This window comes from Streptomyces sp. NPDC127097 (assembly GCF_042724075.1).
In the GTDB taxonomy this organism is placed as follows: domain Bacteria; phylum Actinomycetota; class Actinomycetes; order Streptomycetales; family Streptomycetaceae; genus Streptomyces.
Genome location: NZ_JBHXFI010000005.1, coordinates 19,018 through 38,357 on the forward strand (window position 1 = coordinate 19,018; position 19,340 = coordinate 38,357).

The 19,340-nt window shown below is 72.0% G+C and carries 17 protein-coding genes; 4 read left to right on the top strand and 13 right to left on the bottom strand.

What is annotated here, in order from left to right; translation table 11 throughout:
- Window positions 1-32: 32 nt before the first annotated feature.
- A complete protein-coding gene (locus ACFWJW_RS06655) occupies window positions 33-593 on the bottom strand; it encodes a hypothetical protein (RefSeq protein ID WP_387235895.1) in 561 nt (186 codons plus the stop codon).
- Window positions 594-763: 170 nt separating this feature from the next.
- Between ACFWJW_RS06655 and ACFWJW_RS06660 the strand changes: the two genes are divergently transcribed.
- Entirely contained in the window at window positions 764-1,477 is a 714-nt protein-coding gene (locus ACFWJW_RS06660) for a GntR family transcriptional regulator (protein ID WP_387235898.1), read from the top strand.
- 21 nt (window positions 1,478-1,498) lie between these two features.
- On the opposite strand, the gene ACFWJW_RS06665 is transcribed toward ACFWJW_RS06660, so the two are convergent.
- On the bottom strand, window positions 1,499-2,875 hold the full coding sequence (locus ACFWJW_RS06665; protein ID WP_387235901.1) for an aminopeptidase P family protein: 1,377 nt from the start codon (window positions 2,873-2,875) through the stop codon (window positions 1,499-1,501).
- Window positions 2,876-3,017: 142 nt separating this feature from the next.
- Between ACFWJW_RS06665 and ACFWJW_RS06670 the strand changes: the two genes are divergently transcribed.
- Window positions 3,018-5,354, top strand: a complete 2,337-nt coding sequence (locus ACFWJW_RS06670) for a collagenase (protein ID WP_387235904.1) — start codon at window positions 3,018-3,020, stop codon at window positions 5,352-5,354.
- Here the strand turns inward: ACFWJW_RS06670 and ACFWJW_RS06675 are convergent.
- The 4 genes from ACFWJW_RS06675 to ACFWJW_RS06690 all read right to left on the bottom strand — a co-directional run bounded on the left by ACFWJW_RS06675 (window position 5,326) and on the right by ACFWJW_RS06690 (window position 9,683).
- On the bottom strand, window positions 5,326-5,733 hold the full coding sequence (locus ACFWJW_RS06675) for an STAS domain-containing protein (RefSeq protein ID WP_387235906.1): 408 nt from the start codon (window positions 5,731-5,733) through the stop codon (window positions 5,326-5,328). The two genes, ACFWJW_RS06670 and ACFWJW_RS06675, sit on opposite strands and share 29 nt — an antisense overlap.
- Window positions 5,734-5,847: 114 nt before the next feature.
- The gene (locus ACFWJW_RS06680) at window positions 5,848-8,250 is read right to left on the bottom strand and encodes a glycoside hydrolase family 65 protein (RefSeq protein WP_387235909.1); all 2,403 of its coding nucleotides are present in this window, start codon (window positions 8,248-8,250) and stop codon (window positions 5,848-5,850) included.
- Complete coding sequence (locus tag ACFWJW_RS06685; RefSeq protein ID WP_387235912.1) at window positions 8,247-9,011, bottom strand: HAD family hydrolase; 765 nt, start codon at window positions 9,009-9,011, stop codon at window positions 8,247-8,249. Before ACFWJW_RS06685 ends, ACFWJW_RS06680 begins: the two co-directional genes overlap by 4 nt.
- Before the next feature lie 96 nt (window positions 9,012-9,107).
- Window positions 9,108-9,683, bottom strand: coding sequence for a hypothetical protein (locus ACFWJW_RS06690; RefSeq protein WP_387235915.1), 576 nt, complete (start codon window positions 9,681-9,683; stop codon window positions 9,108-9,110).
- Window positions 9,684-9,881: 198 nt separating this feature from the next.
- On the opposite strand from ACFWJW_RS06690, the gene ACFWJW_RS06695 reads away from it, so the two are divergent.
- Window positions 9,882-10,589, top strand: a complete 708-nt coding sequence (locus tag ACFWJW_RS06695; protein WP_387235918.1) for a response regulator — start codon at window positions 9,882-9,884, stop codon at window positions 10,587-10,589.
- Between the two features lie 13 nt (window positions 10,590-10,602).
- Here the strand turns inward: ACFWJW_RS06695 and ACFWJW_RS06700 are convergent, their stop codons facing one another.
- Window positions 10,603-12,327, bottom strand: coding sequence for a GAF domain-containing sensor histidine kinase (locus ACFWJW_RS06700; RefSeq protein ID WP_387236268.1), 1,725 nt, complete (start codon window positions 12,325-12,327; stop codon window positions 10,603-10,605).
- Between the two features lie 218 nt (window positions 12,328-12,545).
- Here ACFWJW_RS06700 and ACFWJW_RS06705 point away from each other — a divergent pair, with 218 nt between their 5' ends.
- Window positions 12,546-13,421 carry a universal stress protein gene (locus tag ACFWJW_RS06705; protein ID WP_387235921.1) on the top strand — a complete coding sequence of 292 codons (876 nt, stop codon included), beginning with the start codon at window positions 12,546-12,548 and terminating at the stop codon, window positions 13,419-13,421.
- Window positions 13,422-13,442: 21 nt separating this feature from the next.
- Here ACFWJW_RS06705 and ppk2 read toward each other — a convergent pair whose 3' ends face one another.
- From ppk2 to ACFWJW_RS06735, 6 genes are all read right to left on the bottom strand, one after another.
- A complete protein-coding gene (gene ppk2, locus ACFWJW_RS06710) occupies window positions 13,443-14,264 on the bottom strand; it encodes a polyphosphate kinase 2 (RefSeq protein ID WP_387235924.1) in 822 nt (273 codons plus the stop codon).
- A 42-nt stretch (window positions 14,265-14,306) separates the two neighbouring features.
- Window positions 14,307-15,653, bottom strand: coding sequence for a nicotinate phosphoribosyltransferase (locus tag ACFWJW_RS06715; RefSeq protein ID WP_387235927.1), 1,347 nt, complete (start codon window positions 15,651-15,653; stop codon window positions 14,307-14,309).
- A 60-nt stretch (window positions 15,654-15,713) separates the two neighbouring features.
- Complete coding sequence (locus ACFWJW_RS06720) at window positions 15,714-16,013, bottom strand: dsRBD fold-containing protein (protein WP_387235930.1); 300 nt, start codon at window positions 16,011-16,013, stop codon at window positions 15,714-15,716.
- Between the two features lie 189 nt (window positions 16,014-16,202).
- Window positions 16,203-17,078, bottom strand: coding sequence for a universal stress protein (locus tag ACFWJW_RS06725; protein ID WP_387235932.1), 876 nt, complete (start codon window positions 17,076-17,078; stop codon window positions 16,203-16,205).
- A 179-nt stretch (window positions 17,079-17,257) separates the two neighbouring features.
- Window positions 17,258-18,526, bottom strand: a complete 1,269-nt coding sequence (locus ACFWJW_RS06730; protein ID WP_387235935.1) for a sugar ABC transporter permease — start codon at window positions 18,524-18,526, stop codon at window positions 17,258-17,260.
- Window positions 18,523-19,332, bottom strand: coding sequence for an ATP-binding cassette domain-containing protein (locus ACFWJW_RS06735; RefSeq protein ID WP_387235938.1), 810 nt, complete (start codon window positions 19,330-19,332; stop codon window positions 18,523-18,525). Before ACFWJW_RS06735 ends, ACFWJW_RS06730 begins: the two co-directional genes overlap by 4 nt.
- Between the last annotated feature and the right edge of the window lie 8 nt (window positions 19,333-19,340).

Here is a 19,340-nt window from a genome sequence, read left to right on the forward strand (position 1 = left end):
GCCCGCGCCACGACTGCCCTGATGGCGCGGTGTCACCACGGGCGCGACCTGCGCCACTCCACTTCTTCGGGCGTCATCGGGGCGAGGATGCGGTAGACATCACCGATCCGCAGATCGTCCGGTGTGGCGTACTTTCCATGGGCCCGGATGACCCTGACGGACACCTGCGAGGTGGGCTGCCAGTAGACGCGGTAGTACGGCGCCTGCGAGGGGAAATCCGGAACCTCCACGAGGGGGGTGCCGCGGTTCTCCAGAAGCCTGCGGAGTTTCTCGAAGCGCAGCCGGCGGTCGAACCGCCCGTACCGGGAGCGGAGCGTTTCGCCGACGACCTTTCCGCCCCGCGCGAGCCGGTGCACCTGGAGGGTGAAGTGGTGGCCGATCCATGGGGCGTCGGCGGAGGCGCGCTGCCAGGAGAACTCCGCCAGACCGTAGTCGCGCCACATGTAGGGATCGTCGGAATCGGTCGGGGGGTTCTCGGCGTACTCCGTGCCCAGGACCTGGGTGACCTCGTCGGGGGAGGCCGTCGGCGGGGCGCCGAGCAGCGTTCCGGTGGTGACCACGTTCAGGTAGAACGCGAGGGAATAGGGGGTCAACTGCCGCTCCTGGAACGGGGAAAGGGGAGCCCTCATGACCGGCTGCGGACAGTGCGCTGCCGCCGGGCCCGTCAGGCGCGTGACGGAGACGGGGTGGATGGCCGCCATCAGGGCAATTGTCGCAACGTGACATTGTACGCTGGCAGTTCGCGGCAACTCGGAGGAGCACGATGGGTGAACTCAAGCATCGCAGCCTGATCACCGCTCAGGAGCGGCTCCGCGATCAGGTCGCCCATCAGCTGCGTGCGGCCCTTGTCGCGGGCGAACTCCGCCCGGGATCGGTCTACTCGGCCCCGGGGCTCGCCGCGGACTTCGGGGTCTCCGCCACCCCGGTGCGGGAGGCGATGCTCGACCTCGCCCGGGAGGGGCTGGTCGAACCGGTCCGCAACAAGGGCTTCCGGATCACCGAGGTGAGCGAGCGCGACCTCGATCAGTACACCGAGATCCGGGCCCTGATCGAGGTGCCGGTCGTCGGCCTGGTCACCCGCACCGCCGGCCGCGCACAGCTGGAAGCCCTCCGCCCGGCCGCGCTGGAGATCGTCGCGGCGGCCCGTGCGCACGACCTCATCGGCTATCTGGAGGCCGACCGCCGCTTCCATCTCGCACTGCTCGGCCTCGGCGGCAATGACCGTCTCGTGGAGACCGTCGGCGATCTGCGCAAACGCTCCCGTCTCTACGGCCTGACCCGGCTCGACGAGCGCGATCAACTGCTGCCCTCCGCCGAGGAGCACGCGGAGCTGCTCGATGTGATGCTGACGGGCGATGCCGAGGCGGCCGAGTCCTGTATGGCCCGCCACCTCGGTCATGTCCGCTCGCTGTGGGCCGGCGACGGGGACGAGCCGGTGGTGCCGCGGCCGCACCTGCCGGGCGTGCGCCGGGCCTGAGGGGCCGCCGGCCCAAGCTCTTCAGGAGAGGAGGCCGGCCATCCACTCCTCCACACCGTCGGCGGTGCGCGGCAGCGCCGAGGACATCAGCCGTGCCCCGTCCGCCGTGATCACCAGATCGTCCTCGATACGGATACCGATCCCGCGCAGTTCGCGGGGCAGGGTCTCGTCGTCCGGCTGGAGATAGAGCCCCGGTTCGACCGTGAGGACCTGTCCCTCCGTCAGTACGCCGTCCAGATACTGTTCCGCGCGGGCCCGGCCGCAGTCGTGTACGTCGAGGCCGAGCATATGTCCCGAACTGCACAGCGTGTAACGCCGGTACAGACCGCTGTCGGGGGCGAGTGCCTGCGCCGCCGGGACGGGCAGCACACCCCAGTCGGCCAGGCCCTCGGCCAGGACGGTCACACAGGCCCGGTGGAAGTCGCGGAAGCTCGCCCCCGGTTTGAGGGCCGCGATGCCCGCGTCCTGCGCGGCGAGCACCAGCTCGTACACCCGGCGCTGCACCGGGGAGAAGCGCCCGGACAGCGGCAGGGTTCGGGTGAGGTCCGCGGTGTAGAGCGAGTCGGTCTCCACGCCCGCGTCGAGCAGCAGCAACTGGTCCGGGTCGAGCGGACCGTCGTTGCGGATCCAGTGGAGCACACAGGCGTGGGCGCCGGCGGCGGCGATGGTCTCGTAGCCGGTGCCGTTGCCCTCGGCGCGGGCGCGCAGCTGGAAGACCCCCTCGATCCAGCGCTCCCCACGGGGGTGGCGCAGCGCGGTGGGGAGGGACCGCACGACATCCTCGAAACCGGTGACGGTGTGATCGACGGCCTGCTGGAGCTGTCCGATTTCCCAGGCGTCCTTCACCAGCCGCAATTCGCTGAGCGCACAGGCGAGTTCGGGATCGCGGGAGGCCACCCGGTCGGCCGTGTGGTGCACCAGGTCGTCCAGGTGAGCGCAGCGGATGCCGGTGAGGTGCGCGGCCTCGGTGAGGTCGGGGCGGCGGCCCACCCAGAACTCTCCGTACTTGCGGTCCCGGTAGAACTCCCCGCTGCCGTCCCGCGGTGAGCGCGGCCGTATGTACAGCACCGCCTCGCCGTCCGGCTCCAGGACCAGCACATGGCCCGGCTGGTCCTCGCCCGTCAGTCCGGTCAGCCAGGCGTAGGCGCTGTGCGGCCGGAAGCGGTGATCGCAGTCGTGGGAACGTACCGTCAACTCGCCTGCGGGGACCAGCAGTCGCTCGCCGGGGAAGCGGGCGGTGAGCCGGGACCGCCGGTCGGCGAAGAGCGCGAATCCGGGGACGCGGGAGCCGGCGGGGAGCGGGGTGGCGGCCCACTGGCCGGTCATGAAGTCGGCGAGGGCGTCCGAGACCGGCAAGTCATGGCTTCCGGTGTGGAGTTGGGTGGTGCGCGAGGTCATGTCGACGCCTCCGGGAAAGATGGGTTCTGAAGCCTTGTCAGTGCAATTTCACATTACTATGTTATAGGTCACACCTCGTGGAGTGAAGGCCCACACCCCCCACCCCCCACACCCAACCCCCCACCCCCTCTCGGAGGTTCAGGTGTCACATCCGCATTCGCCCACACCGCGCAGGATCCTGCTGGCCGCGACACTCGTCACGGCCCTCGCCCTGCCGGTCGTCCAGTCGGCCCAGGCCGCGCCGCACGCGTCGGCCACCCCCGCACAGCAGCTCGGCCGGCGAGCTGCCGCACCCACCCCCAACCCCTTCGACCAGGTCCAGCGCCTCGCCAGGACACCGAAGTTCACCCCGGAACCGGCGCCGGCACCCCGCTCCCTCACCGAGCGGGGCCGGATACCGGGCCCGCAGACCAGACCCGCCGCCGCCCTGCCGCGCGGCTCCAGATCCGTCGTCGCCCCCTGCACCCTCGACGGCATCACGAGGCTGAGTCCCGAACAGTTCGCGGACTTCCTCGCCGACCCGGCCGTCACCGCCGACGACTGTCTGCGCAAGCTCGTGTGGACCTGGGACGCCCGGCTCGTGCCCGTCATGTCCGACGCCCATGTCCAGGCCGTGGCCCGTCGCATCACCGGACTGGCCGCCGCCCACGACGGCAAGAACTCCAGCCATCTGTACGAGATGTTCACCTACCTGCACGCGGTCGCCTACCAGGACTTCTCGCACGACGAGATCGACACCACCGACGGCCCCACCGTCGACGCCATCCGCCGCGCGGTCGACGCCTTCGCCGCCGCGGCCCGTACCTTCGACGTCACCCGCACCAACGCCGACACCCTGCGCGAGGCCCTGAACGCCGCCAGCGCCCCCGGGCTGCGACAGCATCAACTCGGCCTGATCCGCAAGGTCCTGGCGACCATGGACCCCTCGCACACCGCCACCCACAAGGACCCGTCATGGGGGAACGCCGCCCTCGCCGCGCTCTCCGTCAACTACCTGGGCGTCTACCCCGGCAACAAGGACACCGCCTTCCAGGCCGCGGTCACCAACGACCCCGGCTATCGCGCCGTCTTCAAGGGCTTCGTCGGGTACACCCACCTCAAGGGCACACCCAACGCCTGGGTCGTCCGCGACGCCCTGAGTGAGTACGGCCGCTTCGGTGAGATCGCCTCGCTCAAGCCGGGCATCATCACCGACCTCGGCACGCTGCTCCCCACCACCGTGCGGAACTACGGGGAGGGCAGCGAGCCCTGGGCCAAGGTCGCCGGCTGGCTCAACTACTTCGAGGCATGTGCCCCGTACGGGGTGTGCAAGGCGGACATCGAAAAGCGGATCTTCCCGCGCACCTACTCCTACGACAACGGCGCCATCAAGGTCCGCACCGCCCTCGACCGCGCCACCGTCGACCAGCTCTACTATGCGTCCAAGCAGGTCAGGGCACAGTTCCACCGGGTGGTCGGCACCACGGAACCGCTCGCCGGCGACCCCAACACCACCCTGAACATCGTGCTGTACGCCTCGCGCGCCGACTACGAGGTCTACCACCCGCTGCTCACCGGCATGGGCACCAACAACGGCGGCGTCTACATCGAGCGCGGCGCCACCTTCTACACCTACCAGCGCCGCGTCCCCCAGGACTCCACCCTCACCCTCGAAGAGCTCTTCCGGCACGAGTACGTCCACTACCTCAACGGCCGTTTCGCCGTCCCCGGCTTCTTCGGTGAAGGCCCCTGGTACCAGGGCGACCGCACCACCGCCATGGACGAGGGCAGCGCCGAGTTCTTCGACGGCTCGACCCGGGACGACGGGATCGCCGTACGCCGGTCCCTCGTCAAGGGCATCATCGCGGACACCGCGGGCGGCGGACCGCGCATGAGCGTCAACCAGCTGCTGCACGCGACCTACGACGGTGACGGCTTCCGCTTCTACAACTACGCCGGGACGTTCTTCGAGTTCCTGTGGCGCGACTACCCGGCGAAGCTCCAGGAGATGTACCGCCACCTGCGCGCCGACGACCCGGCCGGGTTCGATTCCTGGCGCAACCGCATGGGGTCCGACCAGGGGCTCCAGCAGCAGTACGACGCCTTCCTCGACGCCCAGATCGCCATCGTCGACGACCTCTACGTGCCCAGGACGGCCTTCGTCCCCAACGGCTCCCTGAAACTGTCCCGCCCCGCCGACGTCCAGAGCGCCTTCACCGCCGCCACCGCCAGCCGGCCCACCTGCAAGGACGGCGGCGACCCGGCCTACGGCCGGTTCCTCTGCACCGGCCGGATCACCGCCAACCTCAGCAACTCCGGCAGCCCCGACCAGAACTTCAAGGACATGGCAGAAACGGTCGATTACTTCCTCCTCGACCGTGCCGAGCCCGCGGCGAACAACTTCGCCGATATGAACTGCTCCTTCGGCCCCACCGAGATCTGGTCCTCGGGCAAGGCCGGCACCGCGGACTTCAGCTGTGAGGGGCCGCTGCGGAGGTGACGGACCCGCCACCTCCGGTGCACGGCCCGTCGTCGGCAGGGCGGGCCGTGTCCGGAGGGGCGCCGAGGATGTCGAAGCTGCCGGTGAGACCGACGGCGTCCAGCGTGCGCAGGAAGCGGGGGTCGGTGATTACCAGCGAGAGCCGGCCGCCGTGTGCACGGGCACGGCGGCGGGCGCGGCACAGCACCCCGATACCGCCGCAGTCGAGGAAGTCCACCCGGCTCAGATCCAGGACCATGTGCGGACGGTCCCCGGCCGTCACCGGGTCGAGGCGCCTGTTGGTGCGCGCCGCGCTGGGGTAGTCGAGCTCTCCGAAGAGTGTGACGACGATCGGCGCGCCCACAGGGGGCTCGCGCCTAGGTGTCGTCGACTGCCGCATGGTCCTCACCTGTCCGCACGATTCCGGCCTCCGGGCCGCTGTCACCATCAAAGGCGGCGAGCGCTCCGGGCAGGAGGGCCGGGCGGGCCACGACCGATAGGGCCCTTCGGCCCCTCAGTCCTCGGGCAGGTCCAGCCGCCGGGACGTACCGGGCGCGAGGGAGAACGAGCGGTCGCGCAGGTTCACCCGCACCGCGGCGTTCTCGGAGGCCGGTACCGAGATCCGTACCTGCTCGGCACGGATGCGCAGATCGATGTCCCAGTGCCGCCGGTAGCGGAAGCGCACCCCGAACTTGGAGAGCTCGCGCAGCGGTGCCGGATCGAGCCAGAGTGCCTGGTCACGGGTTTCCAGCCCGGTCATCCCGCGCTGGACGAAGTCCAGGGTGCCGGCCATCGCGCCCAGGTGGATGCCCTCCGCCGTGGTGCCGCCCTGGACGTCCGCCACGTCCCCGGTCAGGGCCTCCTCGCAGTACGTCCAGGCGTCGGGACGGTGCACCCGGGCCAGCACCCAGGCATGGACCAGGGCGCTGAGCGTCGAACCGTGGCTGGTGCGGTGCAGGTAGTAGTCGACGGTGGCGTGCCAGGTGTCCTCGTCGAGGGGGTAGCCGAGCCGGCGGAACACCGAGGCGAGCTCCGACGGGGCGAAGAGATAGCCCAGCATCAGGACGTCGGCCTGTTTGGACGCCTGGTAGCGGTTGACCGTGTCGCCCTCCGCCTCCAGGATCCGGTCCAGCCGGCGGATGTCGCCGTAGCGCTGCCGGTATCCGTGCCAGTCGAGCTCGGCGAGCTCCCCGTACCCGGCGAACTGGCTGATCACCCCGCGGTGGTAGGGCACATGGAGCCGGTGCGCGATGTCCTCCCAGCGCTCGGGTTCCTCCGGGGCGAGCTGAAGCTGTTCGAAGAGCTGCCGCTGATGGGGCTCGGGCAGCGTGCGGCACAGGTCGAGCGCGCGCATCAGCACCCAGGCGGCCGTGACATTGGTGTAGGCGTTGTCGTCCACCCCCGGTTCGGCGGCGTCGGGATAGCCGTCGTGGTACTCGTCGGGACCGACCACCCCGCGGATGCGATAGCGGCCGAGGGAAGCGTCCCAGTCCGCGGCCGCGGCCCAGAAGCGGGCGATCTCCAGCAGCATCTCCGCACCTCTGGTGTGCAGGAACTCGGTGTCGCCGCTGGCCTGTCCGTACTGCCACACGTTGTAGGCGATCGCCGACCCGACGTGGTGCTGGAGCCGGGAGTGGTCGGGCAGCCAGTGCCCCGAGCGCGGATTGAGATGGAGCTGCTGGGTCTCCTCGCGGCCGTCGCCCGCGCTCTGCCACGGGTACATCGCCCCGGTGCGGCCGGCCTCCCGCGCCGCGTGGCAGGCCGCGGGCAGCCGCCGGTAGCGGTAGTCGAGCAGCGCCCGGGAGACCTGCGGGAGATGCAGGTTCAGGAACGGCAGGACGAACAGCTCGTCCCAGAAGACGTGCCCGCGGTACGCCTCGCCGTGCAGGCCCCGGGCCGGCACCCCGACGTCCAGCTCGGCGGTGTGCGGCGAGAGGGTCTGGAGCACATGGAAGAGGTGCAGCCGCAGGATCCGGCCCGACTCCCCGGGGACCTCCAGCTTGGCCTGCCGCCACAGGTTCTCCCAGGCGCGGCGGTGGGCGGCGCGCAGCTGCCGGAAGTGCGGGGCGAGGGCCACCGCGTCCACGGCCGTGTGGCGCGGGCTCTCGATCGCCGGGTCGCGGGAGGTGTAGAGCGCCACCGTCTTGTCGACGACCGCGGGGGAGCCGGGCTCAACCGGCAGTATCAGGGTGTGGAACGCCCGCAGTGCGCTCAGCTGCGGCCGGGCTACCCCGTTGTGGCCGCCCGGGACCCGGGTCCGGGCGGCCAGCGCGATACGGATGTCCGAGTCGAGGGTGCGGCAGCTCAGCCACACCGTGTCCGGCTGCTCGGCGCCGGTCTCCCAGCCCGTCAGATGCTGGTCCGCCAGACCGCGGTAGCGCGCCACGCCGGCATTGCGGACCGCACCGTCGATCCCGGCCTCCACCTCCACCGCGCCCGTCCACCCGTCGGACGCGAAACAGGTGCGCAGCGCGGCCAGATGAGGCTCGCCCATGTGCACCAGACGGCACTGCTCCACGGTCAGCCGCCGTCCCGCCTCGTCCTCGTAGACCGACCAGCGGGTCAGGGTGCCGTGCCGCAGCTCCAGCGTCTGCCGGTGCTCCGTCAGATACGGGTGGTCGGGGGAGAGCCAGGGGCCGGGGGCCGCGTCGGCGGGGCAGATCCGGTAGCGCAGCGGCAGCCAGTTGGGCAGGTTGACCATGTCCTCGTTCTCGACGGAGCGGCCCGCCACGGTGGAGAGGAGCCGGTTGTAGCAGCCGGCGGCATAGGTGCCCGGGTAGTGCACGGGCCCGGAGAGCGTCTCGGACGCCGCGCCGCGGGTGGCGAAGTAGCCGTTGCCGAGGGTGCACAGGGTTTCCCGCAGCCGTTCGGTGTCCGGGTCGTACCCCTCGTACGACCAGGTCCAGGCGTGGGTCATCCGCCCGCTCCCGACGTCAGCAGCTCGCCCGGGTCGGCCACGACCACATCGGCGCCGCGGCGGCGCAACGCGGTGGCGCTGTACGGGCCGGCCGTCCGGTCCACGCCCACCACCAGGCCGAATCCGCCGCGTCGGCCGGCCTCAACCCCGGCCAGTGCGTCCTCCACCACGGCGGTGTCCTCGGGCGGTACCCCCAGCAGCCGGGCCGCTTCCACGAAGAGCGCCGGGTCCGGTTTCCCCGGCAGGTGCAGCCGGTTCGCCTCGTTGCCGTCCACCACCGCCTCGAAGAGTGGGCGCACCCCGGCCGCGGACAGCAGCTCGGTGGCATGGCGCGAGGCAGAGACGGCGGCACACGGCACCCCCTGGCGCCGCAGCTCCTCCAGCAGGCGCACGGTGCCGGGGAAGGGGGCGACGGGGTGGTTCCGCAGACGTTCGCTGAACAGCTCTTCCTTGCGGGCCGCGACGGCGCCGACGGTGCCCGTGCCCGGCGCGTCGTCCGGGGCGCCGGGCGGCAGGTCAAGGCCCCGGGAGCGCAGGAAGGCGGCCGCGCCGTCCTGCCGGGACCGGCCGTCGACATGGCGCAGATAGTCGTCCACCGGGTCGAAGGGACGCTGCCCGCCCACGGCCGCGAGGCAGGCGTCGAAGGCGCCCTTCCAGGCCGCGGCGTGTACCGCGGCGGAGTCGGTGATGACCCCGTCGGTGTCGAAGATGACGGCCCGCACGGAGTGCAGGCAGGCCGCCAGGGACGGCGCGCCGGTCATGGTGACGATTCCGTTCGTCGGTGTCCCTTCCATGGCACCACGGCTGCGGTCCCTGGGCGCGCCGCACGGACCGCCGCCCGGCGCCGGCCCGCCGTGTCACGTCGCCCGCTGTCCCCGGTGGGGGTCCGCCGCCGCCCACTCCCGCTCCCACTGGGCGTAGCGGTGGCGGTTCAGCAGGGCGCGGCCGGAGCGCTGGGCGCCGAGGAGCAGCAGCCCGGCCGAGGTGCCGGCCACGGTACCGACGGCGATGCTCTCGCCCGTCGCCTGTCTGGGGGTGACCGGGTCGCGTATCAGCGCCCCGTGGCGGTCGAGCCAGGCGGTGGTGCGGTCACCGGCGCGCAGGTCCGGTGACACCGTGGTGGTGCCCGTGCGCGCGGTGCCGTCGGCGGCCGTCCAGCGCACCGTCGCGTGCACCCGTGAGCCGACGCCACCGGAGACCTCCACCCCGATCCGGGGCGGCGGGTTCTCGGTCAGTACGGCCGATACGGTCTGCCGGCCCTGCCGTTCCAGGCCGGTGCCGGAGTCCACCGCATTCGCGGCGGCCAGCCCGGCGGCCGGCGCGCCCAGGGCGATCAGCACGGCGGTCACCAGCACCAGCCAGCCCTCCGCCACATCCGAACGCCGCCGGAGCGGGCTGCGCCGCCACGGCCGGAGGAACTCGTTGCGAGCCATCACGCACCCCCTGCGCCTGTGGACCCGACCGTCGCACGCGGCCCGAAGCGGCAGGAGGGGCCGAACGGCCCTCGCGGGGGGCCGGTCGGGGTCGGCCCGGCGGGGGCGGCGGCCCCGTTCGGCCCTGGTGTGCGCACCGCGGCAGGACGACGATGAGAGCACCGCCCGCACCGGACGACCGAGAGCGTGGAGGACGCCATGGGCGACATACGCGAGTTCTCACCGCAGCGGCCGATCCGGGTGTTCCTGCTCGACGACCATGAAGTGGTGCGCCGTGGTGTGCGGGACCTGCTCGACGCGGAACCCGATATCGAGGTGGTCGGGGACGCCGGCACCGCCGAGCGTGCGCTGGCCCGCGGTCCGGCGCTCGGCCCGGATGTCGCCGTGCTCGATGTGCGGCTGCCGGACGGCGACGGGATCAGCGTCTGCCGGGAGTTGCGGTCGCGGCTGCCCGGCCTCGGCTGTCTGATGCTCACCTCGTTCGACGACGACGAGGCGCTGCTGGACGCGATCATGGCGGGCGCGGCGGGTTATGTCCTGAAGGAGATCAAGGGATCCGACCTGGTCGCCGCCGTCCGTACGGTCGCCGCCGGCCGCTCGATGCTGGACCCGGCGACCACCGCGCGACTGATGCACAGCCTGCGCGGCGTGGACACCGGCGAGCCGCCCGCGGCGGACGCGCTGTCCGGCCTGTCACCGCGGGAGCGGGAGATCCTCGGGCTGATCGGCGCGGGATTGACGAACCGTCAGATCGCGCAGCGGCTCTACCTCTCCGAGAAGACGGTCAAGAACCACATCTCGCGGCTGCTGGCCAAACTCGGGGTGGAACGCCGCATCCAGGCGGCCGTCCTCGCCGCCCAGGGACCGCCGCCCGGCGCCGGGGACTCCGGGACGTACCGGATCTGACCCCGGCAGCGGCTCAAGCCGACGGCAGCGGCGCCTGCCACAGCAGGAGGGTGCCACCCTGCGCCGGCGTCGCCAGCGTCATCTCGCCGCCCACGCTCTCCGCCCGCTTGGCGAGATTGCTCAGCCCGCTCCGCCGGCCCTCGCGCGGCAGGCCGACCCCGTTGTCCGTGACGCTCAGGCTCAGCGCCCCGCCGCCGACGGCCAGCGAGACCTCGACCGTGGTGGCGTGCGCATGCCGCGCCGCATTGCTCAGCGCCTCGCCCAGCACCGCCACCACGTGTTCCGCGAGCTCGGCCGGCACATCGGTGTCGATCAGGCCCTGCATCCGGAGCGACGGGGTGAACCCCAGGGCACGGGCGGCCTGTTCGACCACCGTGACGGTGCGGGCCCGCAGCCCGTGGCCGGTCCGGCCCGGCGTATGGGCGCGCAGCCCGAAGATGGTGGACCTGATGATCTTGATCGTCTCGTCCAGATCGTCCACCGCGCGCAGCAGCCGCTCGCTCGCCTCCGGATGGTCCACGAAACGCACCGCGCTCTGGAGCGTCATCCCCGTCGCGAAAAGCCGCTGGATCGCCAGATCGTGCAGATCACGGGCGATCCGGTCGCGGTCCTGAAGGAGGGTGAGCTGCTCGGCGGACCGGCGCTGGTCGGCGAGTTCCATGGCGAGGGCCGCCTGTCCCGCGAAGGTCAGCAGCGGGCCGGTCTCCAGATCGGTGAACGGGGGCCGCTCCCGCACCCGCGCCACCAGCAGGACGCCACGCGGCCGGCCGCCGGTGATCATCGGCACGGCGACCGCGGGCCCCAGCCCCGTCCACCGCGGCGGCCCCGCGGTGATCCGCGGATCCTGTTCGACCTGGGTGCTGATCAGCGGCTCCTGTACGTCGAGCGCTGCCCCCATGAACGACCCGTGGCGGGGGAGGACCAGTCCGCGGTGCGCCTCGGCGTCGACGCCGGAGGCCAGGGCGACATGCAGCGCCCTGCCGTCCTGTTCGGGGAACGCGATCACCCCGAGATCCGCGGTGAGAATCTCCCGCGCCTTGTCCACGATCAGTCCCAGGGCCGCCATCTCGTCCGTCCCCGGCAGCAGCAGCCTGGCGACGATCTCCCCGTTGGCCTGCTGCCACCGCTGCCGGTAGCGGGCCTCCTCGTACAGCCGCGCGTTCTCGATGGCGACCCCCGCCGCCACCGCGAGCGTCGAGAGCACGGTCTCGTCCTCGGCGTCGAACCCGCCGCCGCCCCGCTTCTCGGTGAGGTAGAGGTTCCCGAACACCTCGTCGCCGACCCGGATGGGCACCCCGAGGAAGGAGTGCATGGGCGGGTGGTGCGGCGGAAAGCCGTACGACGACGGGTGCTCGGACAGCTCCGGGAGCCGCAGCGGCCGGGGGTGACGGATCAGCTCGCCCAGGATGCCGTGTCCCTCGGGCAGCCGGCCGATCGCCTGCTGTTCCGCGTCAGTGACCCCGACCGGCAGGAACTGGGTGAGCCGGGTGCCCTCCGAGACCACGCCCAGTGCCCCGTACTCGGCGTCCACGACCACCACCGCCGCTTCCACGATGCGGCGCAGCACCTGGGGCAGATCCAGCTCCCGGCCCACCGACAGCACGGCTTCCAGCAGCAGATTCACCGGTTCGCCGGGCCCCTGCCGCAGGGCGCCGAGACGCTGCTGGAGCTCGTCCGGCAGCGCATCGAGCCGACGCCGGTCGGTATCACGCCGGCCGCTTCCGTGGTCGCCCACCATGGCCTCCGCTGGATGGCCCCTCACGCGGGCGGGGCCGTACCTCCACGGTAGCCGCGGTGTCCCTGCGGGGCTTGTCCCGGCGGCGCGGGCCCGCCGGGACAAGGAGGGCCGGGTGGCCCGCCGCCCGTTGTCCGTCCGGACCTGCACGCACCCCGGACCCGGTGCGACGGTGGCAGTAGGGACATGTCCGCGCCGATGCGAGGAAGGACGTGGGGGCGATGGAGCATCCGCTGGTCGTGGGGACCGATGGATCGGATTCCGCCTTCCGGGCGCTCGACTGGGCAGCGGACGAAGCGGCACGCCACGGCCTTCCGCTGCGGGTCGTCTACGCCTCCCGATGGGAGCGTTTCGAGGGCGCGGTACCGCCGGACGGCGGGGAACGGCCCAGCGAGCAGGTACTCGCCGAGTCCGTCGTCGCCTCCGCCGTGGACGTCGCCGGCCGCCGGCAGCCGGACGTCCAGGTCTCGGGGGAGGTGCTCGCCACCGACGCGGTCACCGCCCTGCTGAACGAGGGGCTGCATGCGACGGCGCTGATCCTGGGGTCCCGGGGGCGTGGCGAGATCGCCGGTCTGCTGATGGGCTCGGTCAGCCTGGCGGTGTCGGCCCGCGCCCGCTGCCCGGTCATCGTGGTGCGGGGTGACGTGGCCGGACTGTCGGGTACGCACGGCCGCATCCTGGTCGGCGTCGCCGACCCGGCCGGGGAAACGGCGGCCGTCCGCTTCGCCTTCCACGAGGCGGCGGCCCGCCAGTGCACGCTGGAGGCGGTATGCGCCTGGCCCCTCCCGGTACGCGACGCGACCGAGGCCCCGCTGCTCGCCGCGGACGCCCGGCGCTACCACGAGAAGCAGGCATCGGCGCTGCTGGACGAGGCGCTGGACGGGGTGACCGGGGCGTATCCGGCGGTGCGGGTGCGGCGGGTCACGGTCGAGGGGCCGGCCCACAAGGTCCTGGTGCACCGTACGGCCGCCGCGGATCTGCTGGTGACCGGAGCACAGCACCGTCAGGGCCACTTCGGCCTCCAGCTCGGGCGGGTGGCGCACACCGCGCTCTGCCACGCCACCTGCCCCGTGGCCGTGGTGCCGCAGCAGGTCTGAAGCGGGACCGCGGCCCCGCCGTCACTGTTCCAGCCCGGCCGCGTGATCGGGAACGTAGGTCTGAAGGTCCCGGGGCGGCCGCTGATAGCCGGTGGCCGACGGCCGCGGCGGGAGTTCCAGCGACGGCGGGGCGATGTCGTGATAAGGGACCGTGGACAGCAGATGGGCGATCATGTTCAGCCGGGCCCGGCGTTTGTCATCGCTCTCGACGACGAACCACGGTGCCTCCGCGATGTCCGTGTGGACGAACATGTCGTCCTTCGCCCGCGAGTACTCCTCCCAGCGGGTCAGCGACTCAAGATCCATGGGGGAGAGCTTCCAGCGCCGCGTCGGGTCCTTCAGCCGGCGCCGGAACCGCTGCTCCTGCACCTCGTCACTCACCGAGAACCAGTATTTGCGCAGCAGGATCCCGTCCTCCACCAGCATCCGCTCGAAGACCGGGCACTGCCGCAGAAACCGCTGGTGCTCGGCCGGCGTGCAGAATCCCATGACCCGCTCGACACCGGCCCGGTTGTACCAACTGCGGTCGAACAGCACCATCTCGCCCGCCGCGGGGAGATGCTCCGTATAGCGCTGGAAGTACCACTGGGTGCGCTCGCGCTCGGTGGGCCGGGGCAGTGCCACGATCCGCGCCACCCGGGGGTTGAGGTACTCGGTGACCCGCTTGATCGTGCTTCCCTTGCCGGCCGCGTCGCGCCCCTCGAAGACCACCACCAGCCGGGCGCCCTCGGTCCGCACCCACTCCTGGAGCTTGACCAGCTCCGTCTGGAGCCGGTACAGCTCCCGCTCGTACAGCGACCGCGGCAGCTTCCCGGGGCCGTTGCCGCCTTGTTTCTCCGCCATATGACGACGGTACGGAGAAAAGCCCCGGCGGGCCTCCCGGCCTCAGGTGTGCGAGCCGAACGGGGCCAGGACCTCGCGCTCGATCCGTCGCCGGACCCGGTCGGTCAGGGTGGAGAGCCGCTTCGACACCCGTGGCCGCACCGGATGCGGCGACCGGATGTAGCGGGCCGTCGCGGGCAGCTCCGCGACATCCGCCACGACCCGCCGCCGGGCGTCCGGCAGCCGGTCACGCGGGGTGGTGCGCACACCGTCGCGCATCAGCGTCTCCAGCAGCGGCGTACTGCCCGCCGGGAGCGGCTCGTCGGCCAGGCCGAGCACATCGTGGCACCCGGGCCGGCGGAAGACCTGCTTACGCCCCGGGGTGGTCAGCTTCGCCGACGACAGCTTCATCACCGGCCGGCCGTCGTAGGCGACGAGCTTGTACGCGGAGTCCAGGGAGGGCGCGTCGGCGCTCACCCCGACGCGGGTGCCCACGGCGTAGACATCGATCGGCGCGCCCGCCCGCGCCAGGTCGTGCACGGCGCACTCGTCCAGTCCGCCGCTGGCGACGATCCGCACCTGCGGCAGGCCCGCGTTGTCCAGGATCGAGCGGGCCCGCACGGCGAGTTCCGCCAGGTCACCGCTGTCCAGCCGGATGGCCGAGCCGTCGCCGCGGCCCAGCCCGTTGAGCACCCGGGCCGCGGCCGCGACACCCGACTCGGTGTCGTAGGTGTCCACCAGAAAGGTCACCGGACCGGGGTGGCAGAGCGCGAATGCGGTGAACGCCGCCTCCTCGTCCTCGAACGCCTCGATGTACGAGTGCGCCATCGTGCCGACGGCCGGCAGATCCTCGGCATGCGCGGCCGCCACATTGCTGGTGCCGGCGAAACCGGTCATGGCAGCGAGCCGGGCCACCTGGAGGGCGGCGGCGGTGCCGTGGGTGCGCCGCAGCGAGAAGTCCACGACGGAGCGGCCCCGTGCGGCGAGCACACAGCGGATGCACTTGGAGGCGATGGCCGTCTGGTGGGTGAGGTGATTGAGCACGAAGGACTCCACCAGCTGCGCCTGCGGCAGCGGCGCGGTGATCTCCAGCAGCGGCTCACCCGCCAGCACCACCCGCCCCTCCGGCACCGCCCGGACCTCGCCGGTGAACCGCATGCCCAGCAGCGGGGCCAGCTCGCGGGCCGGCCGCTGCAACGCCTCGGCGAACACCTCGACATCCTCGTGCCCGACCGTGAAACCGGCCAGGAAATCGAGGACGGTCTCGGCCCCCGCGGCGATCAGGAAGCCCCGTTCCGGCGGCAGCGCCCGAACAAAGCAGCTGAAGGTCGCCGGTTGCGTCATGCCCTCGTGGAGATACGACAGGGCCATGGTGACTTCGTACAGATCGGTGGTCGTCGCATCCGACATGGCCGACTCCTTCCACGGACGGCGAGGCCACCGGCCCCGGTGCCGCCGCCTGCACCGGGCTCACGCCATCGCGTCCGTCCAGCCGTAGGCGACGCGACGCTCCCGCCGGGGCGGTGCGGCACCGACCCCTTCGAGGTCGCTGTCGGCCACCCGCAGCAGCTGCCCGGCCAGATCCCGCACCGCACGCCCGGCCGCGATCTCGTCGCCGATCTCCGGTACGTCCCGGTCCTCGGGGCTGCACCGCGCGATGCCGTGCCCGGTGAGAGTGGTCGTTCCGGTCCGGAGCTCCACGCGTGCCTTGGTCGTCCCGTCCTCCTCGAAGAGGTAGAGACGGACGGGCCACTCGACTGTCTTTGCCATGGCTTGTCTCCGCTTCCTTGCCGGGGGCCGCCGCCGCGGGACCCGGTCCGGACACCCGGCCGGAGCCGCCGGGCCGTCGGCGGCTGAACCCGCTGGATGAGCCCTTACCGTCATCATCCGCCTTCTGCCGTGGCGCGTCCTGGCACGGCCCCTGGGCCGTCACGGACCGTGGCGCCCGCTGCCGTGCGGTCATTCATGGGGCACCACGGCCACCGGACACGGAGCGTGGTGGACGACCGCCTGCACGACATGGCCGATCTTGGGCCCCGGCAGCCGGTGCCGGTCCCGGTGCCGGCGCCCGACGACGAGCAGCCCCGCGTCCGCGGCACTGTGCAGCAGCGCCGGCGCCGGACTCTCCAGCACCACCCGGTCGTCCACCCGCACGTCCGGGAACTTCTCGCGCCAGGTCTCCAGGGCGGCGGCCAGATCCTCCCGCGCGTCCTGCGCCGCCTGCTCGGCGGCGACCGGCTCCACCCCGCCCCCGCGGTTGTAGGCGTACGAGGGAAGGTGCCGACCATGGATGGCGCGCAGGGTGACGCCCCGCCGGGCCGCGCTGGCGAAGGCGAAGGCGAGCAGCGCCTCGCACGGCTCGTGGAGGCTCAGCGCCACCATCACCTCGCCGGCTCCCTCGTTCGCCGCGGAGTCCTGCCGGGCGCGTACCAGGACCGTGGGGGAGTTGGTGTGCACCACCAGCTGGAGACCGAGCTCACCGAGCGCATAGCGCGCTATCGGGCCCAGATCCCGGGAGCCCAGCACCAGCAGATCCGACTGTTCCGCGGCTTCGTGCAGGGCGTCCAGCGGGTCCTTGGCCACCAGCACCTCGTCCACCGGAAGGTCCGGGAAGCGTGCCCGGGCCGTCGCGGCGGCCTCGTCCATCATCCGGTGGGTCCAGTAGTTCTGGCCCTCTCCGGCCTCGGGGTGCGACCGGGGCTCCGGTGCGAGCAGCACCCAGGCGTGCAGCAGCCGCAGCCGCGCATGACGCAGCCGGGCTTCCTCCGCCGCCCACCGGATCGCGGCCAAGGACTCGGGCGTACCGTCCACACCGGCGGTGATGACATCCTTCATGGCTCGCTCCGTTCCTGGCGCGCTCGGCGCGTTCGCGCCCACACCTCAAGGGTGCTCGGCCTCGTCCGCGCCGGCATGAGCCACTCGGCCCCCATCCCGCCGCCAGAGGTCCGCGCGGCCGCTGCCCGGCGCCTCCCGTGCCGAACCGCGGCCCGGACCCCCGCCGTCGCGGCGTGGCGTCAGAGCCGTCCGTGCGCCCGTTGAGCCCGCCGCGACAGCGAGTCGATGACCACGGCGACGAGCAGCACACCACCCGTGATCATGAACTGCACGGCCGTCTGGATGCCCATGAGCGCCACGCCCGAGGCGATCGACTGGATCACCAGGACACCGAGCAGCGCCGACCAGGTCCGGCCCCGTCCGCCGAACAGACTGGTGCCGCCGATGACCGCCGCGGCGATGACGTCCATCAGCAGCAGGCCCGCCCCCGAGGTCTGGCTGGCCGAGGTGACGCGCGAGGCCAGGAACAGACCGCCGACCGCCGCCATCGTGCCGGACATCATGAAGACCGAGATGCGGACCAGATCCACGTTGAGGCCGGTGCGGCGGGACGCCTCGACGCTGCCGCCGAGCGCGAAGATCATGCGGCCGTAGCGCGTGCGGCGCAGCACGTAGTCGAGGCCGACCAGCACGACAAGGAAGATCAACAGGGCCAGCGGGAGCCCCAGGAACTGGTTGAGGACGAATGCCGAGGCCATCGCGATCGCCGCCAGCACGCCGGTGCGCAGCAGAATCTCGCTCAGCGGCCGGGCGGGCACACCGGCGGCCCGGCGGCGGCGCGCGTCATGGTACGAAGCGAGGAAGTACCCGGCGGTGCCCAGCGCCGCCAGGCCGTACGCGGCGGCCACATTGTGGAAGTAGTAGCCGGTCAGCATCGCGAGCAGGCCCTTGTCGTCGATGTTGATCGTGCCGTTGGCGCCCAGGATGTAGAGCATCAGGCCGTTCCAGCCCAGCAGGCCCGCAAGGGTGACCACGAACGCCGGTACCCCGACCTTGGCGAGGAAGAAGCCCTGCACGGCTCCGATCGCCGTGCCGCCGAGCACCGCGATCAGCAGCGCGAGCCCCTCCGGCACTCCGTGGCTCACGTTCAGCACCGCGAACGCGGCCGCCGCCAGGCCGCTCACCGAGCCGACCGAGAGGTCGATCTCGCCCAGCAGCAGCACGAAGACGACGCCCACCGAGATCATCCCGGTGCCGACGATGTCCACGCTCAGATTGGACAGGTTGCGCGGCGAGAGGAAGTTCTCGTTGAGGCTCTCGAAGATGATCCACACCACGATCAGACCGAGCGCGACCGGGACCGAGCCGAGCTCACCGCTGTGGAATCTGCGCTTGAGGATCTCCAGCGGGTTCTGTGTGCCGAACTCGGGCGTGAGCCGGCGCCGGTCGGCAGCGGTGACCGCTGCGCCGGCCGCCTTGTGCTTACGGAGTGCCCAGGTCCGGCTCATGGCTCCGCCTCCCACTCCGGTGCCTTGCGGCGGGTCACGGCGTTGTCCGTGGCGCCGGTGATCGAGGAGATGATCTGTTCGTGGGAGGTGGTCGTCACATCGAAGAACCCGTTGTTCCGGCCGAGCCGCAATACGGCGATCCAGTCCGCGACGGCCTTGATGTCCCCCATGTTGTGGCTGATGAGAAGCACCCCGAGCCCGCGCTCACGCAGCTGGTCGACGAGGTCGAGGACCTGCGCGGTCTGCTCGATGCCCAGGGACGCGGTGGGCTCGTCGAGGAGGACGAGCCGGGGTTCGCCCAGGAGCGAGCGGGAGATCGCGACGGTCTGGCGCTGGCCGCCGGAGAGCGAGGCGACCGGGAGGCGGACGTCGGGCATCCGGATGGCCAGCCGGTCCAGCAGGTCGAGGGTGAGGCGCTCCATCTCCACCTCGTCGAGGACACCGGCCCGGTGGATCTCCCGGCCGAGGAAGAGATTGCCGACCACATCGAGGTTGTCGCACAGCGCGAGGTCCTGGTAGACGGTGGCGATGCCCAGGTCCTGGGCGTCGTGCGGGCGGGTGATCGGGGCGGGCCGCCCGTCCCACTCGATCACGCCCCCGTCGGCGGGGTCGACCCCGGCGATCACCTTGATCAGGGTGGACTTGCCGGCGCCGTTGTCGCCCACGAGAGCGACGACCTGACCGGCGCGGATCTCCAGATCGACATCGGCCAGGGCCTGGACGGCGCCGTACCGCTTGAAGATGCCGTGCAGCGCCAGCAGGGGCGGTGCCGGCCTCGGCCGCCGGAGGGTTGCGCCGGACTCCATGAATGCCT

What these genes read in the sequence shown, in the direction of transcription:
- ACFWJW_RS06660 (WP_387235898.1), top strand. Translation starts at nt 764, where the DNA reads ATGGGTGAACTCAAGCATCGCAGCCTGATCACCGCTCAGGAGCGGCTC.
- ACFWJW_RS06665 (WP_387235901.1), bottom strand. Translation starts at nt 2,875, where the DNA reads ATGACCTCGCGCACCACCCAACTCCACACCGGAAGCCATGACTTGCCG.
- ACFWJW_RS06675 (WP_387235906.1), bottom strand. Translation starts at nt 5,733, where the DNA reads ATGCGGCAGTCGACGACACCTAGGCGCGAGCCCCCTGTGGGCGCGCCG.
- ACFWJW_RS06680 (WP_387235909.1), bottom strand. Translation starts at nt 8,250, where the DNA reads ATGACCCACGCCTGGACCTGGTCGTACGAGGGGTACGACCCGGACACC.
- ACFWJW_RS06685 (WP_387235912.1), bottom strand. Translation starts at nt 9,011, where the DNA reads ATGACCGGCGCGCCGTCCCTGGCGGCCTGCCTGCACTCCGTGCGGGCC.
- ACFWJW_RS06690 (WP_387235915.1), bottom strand. Translation starts at nt 9,683, where the DNA reads ATGGCTCGCAACGAGTTCCTCCGGCCGTGGCGGCGCAGCCCGCTCCGG.
- ACFWJW_RS06695 (WP_387235918.1), top strand. Translation starts at nt 9,882, where the DNA reads ATGGGCGACATACGCGAGTTCTCACCGCAGCGGCCGATCCGGGTGTTC.
- ACFWJW_RS06700 (WP_387236268.1), bottom strand. Translation starts at nt 12,327, where the DNA reads ATGGTGGGCGACCACGGAAGCGGCCGGCGTGATACCGACCGGCGTCGG.
- ACFWJW_RS06705 (WP_387235921.1), top strand. Translation starts at nt 12,546, where the DNA reads ATGGAGCATCCGCTGGTCGTGGGGACCGATGGATCGGATTCCGCCTTC.
- ppk2 (WP_387235924.1), bottom strand. Translation starts at nt 14,264, where the DNA reads ATGGCGGAGAAACAAGGCGGCAACGGCCCCGGGAAGCTGCCGCGGTCG.
- ACFWJW_RS06715 (WP_387235927.1), bottom strand. Translation starts at nt 15,653, where the DNA reads ATGTCGGATGCGACGACCACCGATCTGTACGAAGTCACCATGGCCCTG.
- ACFWJW_RS06720 (WP_387235930.1), bottom strand. Translation starts at nt 16,013, where the DNA reads ATGGCAAAGACAGTCGAGTGGCCCGTCCGTCTCTACCTCTTCGAGGAG.
- ACFWJW_RS06725 (WP_387235932.1), bottom strand. Translation starts at nt 17,078, where the DNA reads ATGAAGGATGTCATCACCGCCGGTGTGGACGGTACGCCCGAGTCCTTG.
- ACFWJW_RS06730 (WP_387235935.1), bottom strand. Translation starts at nt 18,526, where the DNA reads ATGAGCCGGACCTGGGCACTCCGTAAGCACAAGGCGGCCGGCGCAGCG.
- ACFWJW_RS06735 (WP_387235938.1), bottom strand. Translation starts at nt 19,332, where the DNA reads ATGGAGTCCGGCGCAACCCTCCGGCGGCCGAGGCCGGCACCGCCCCTG.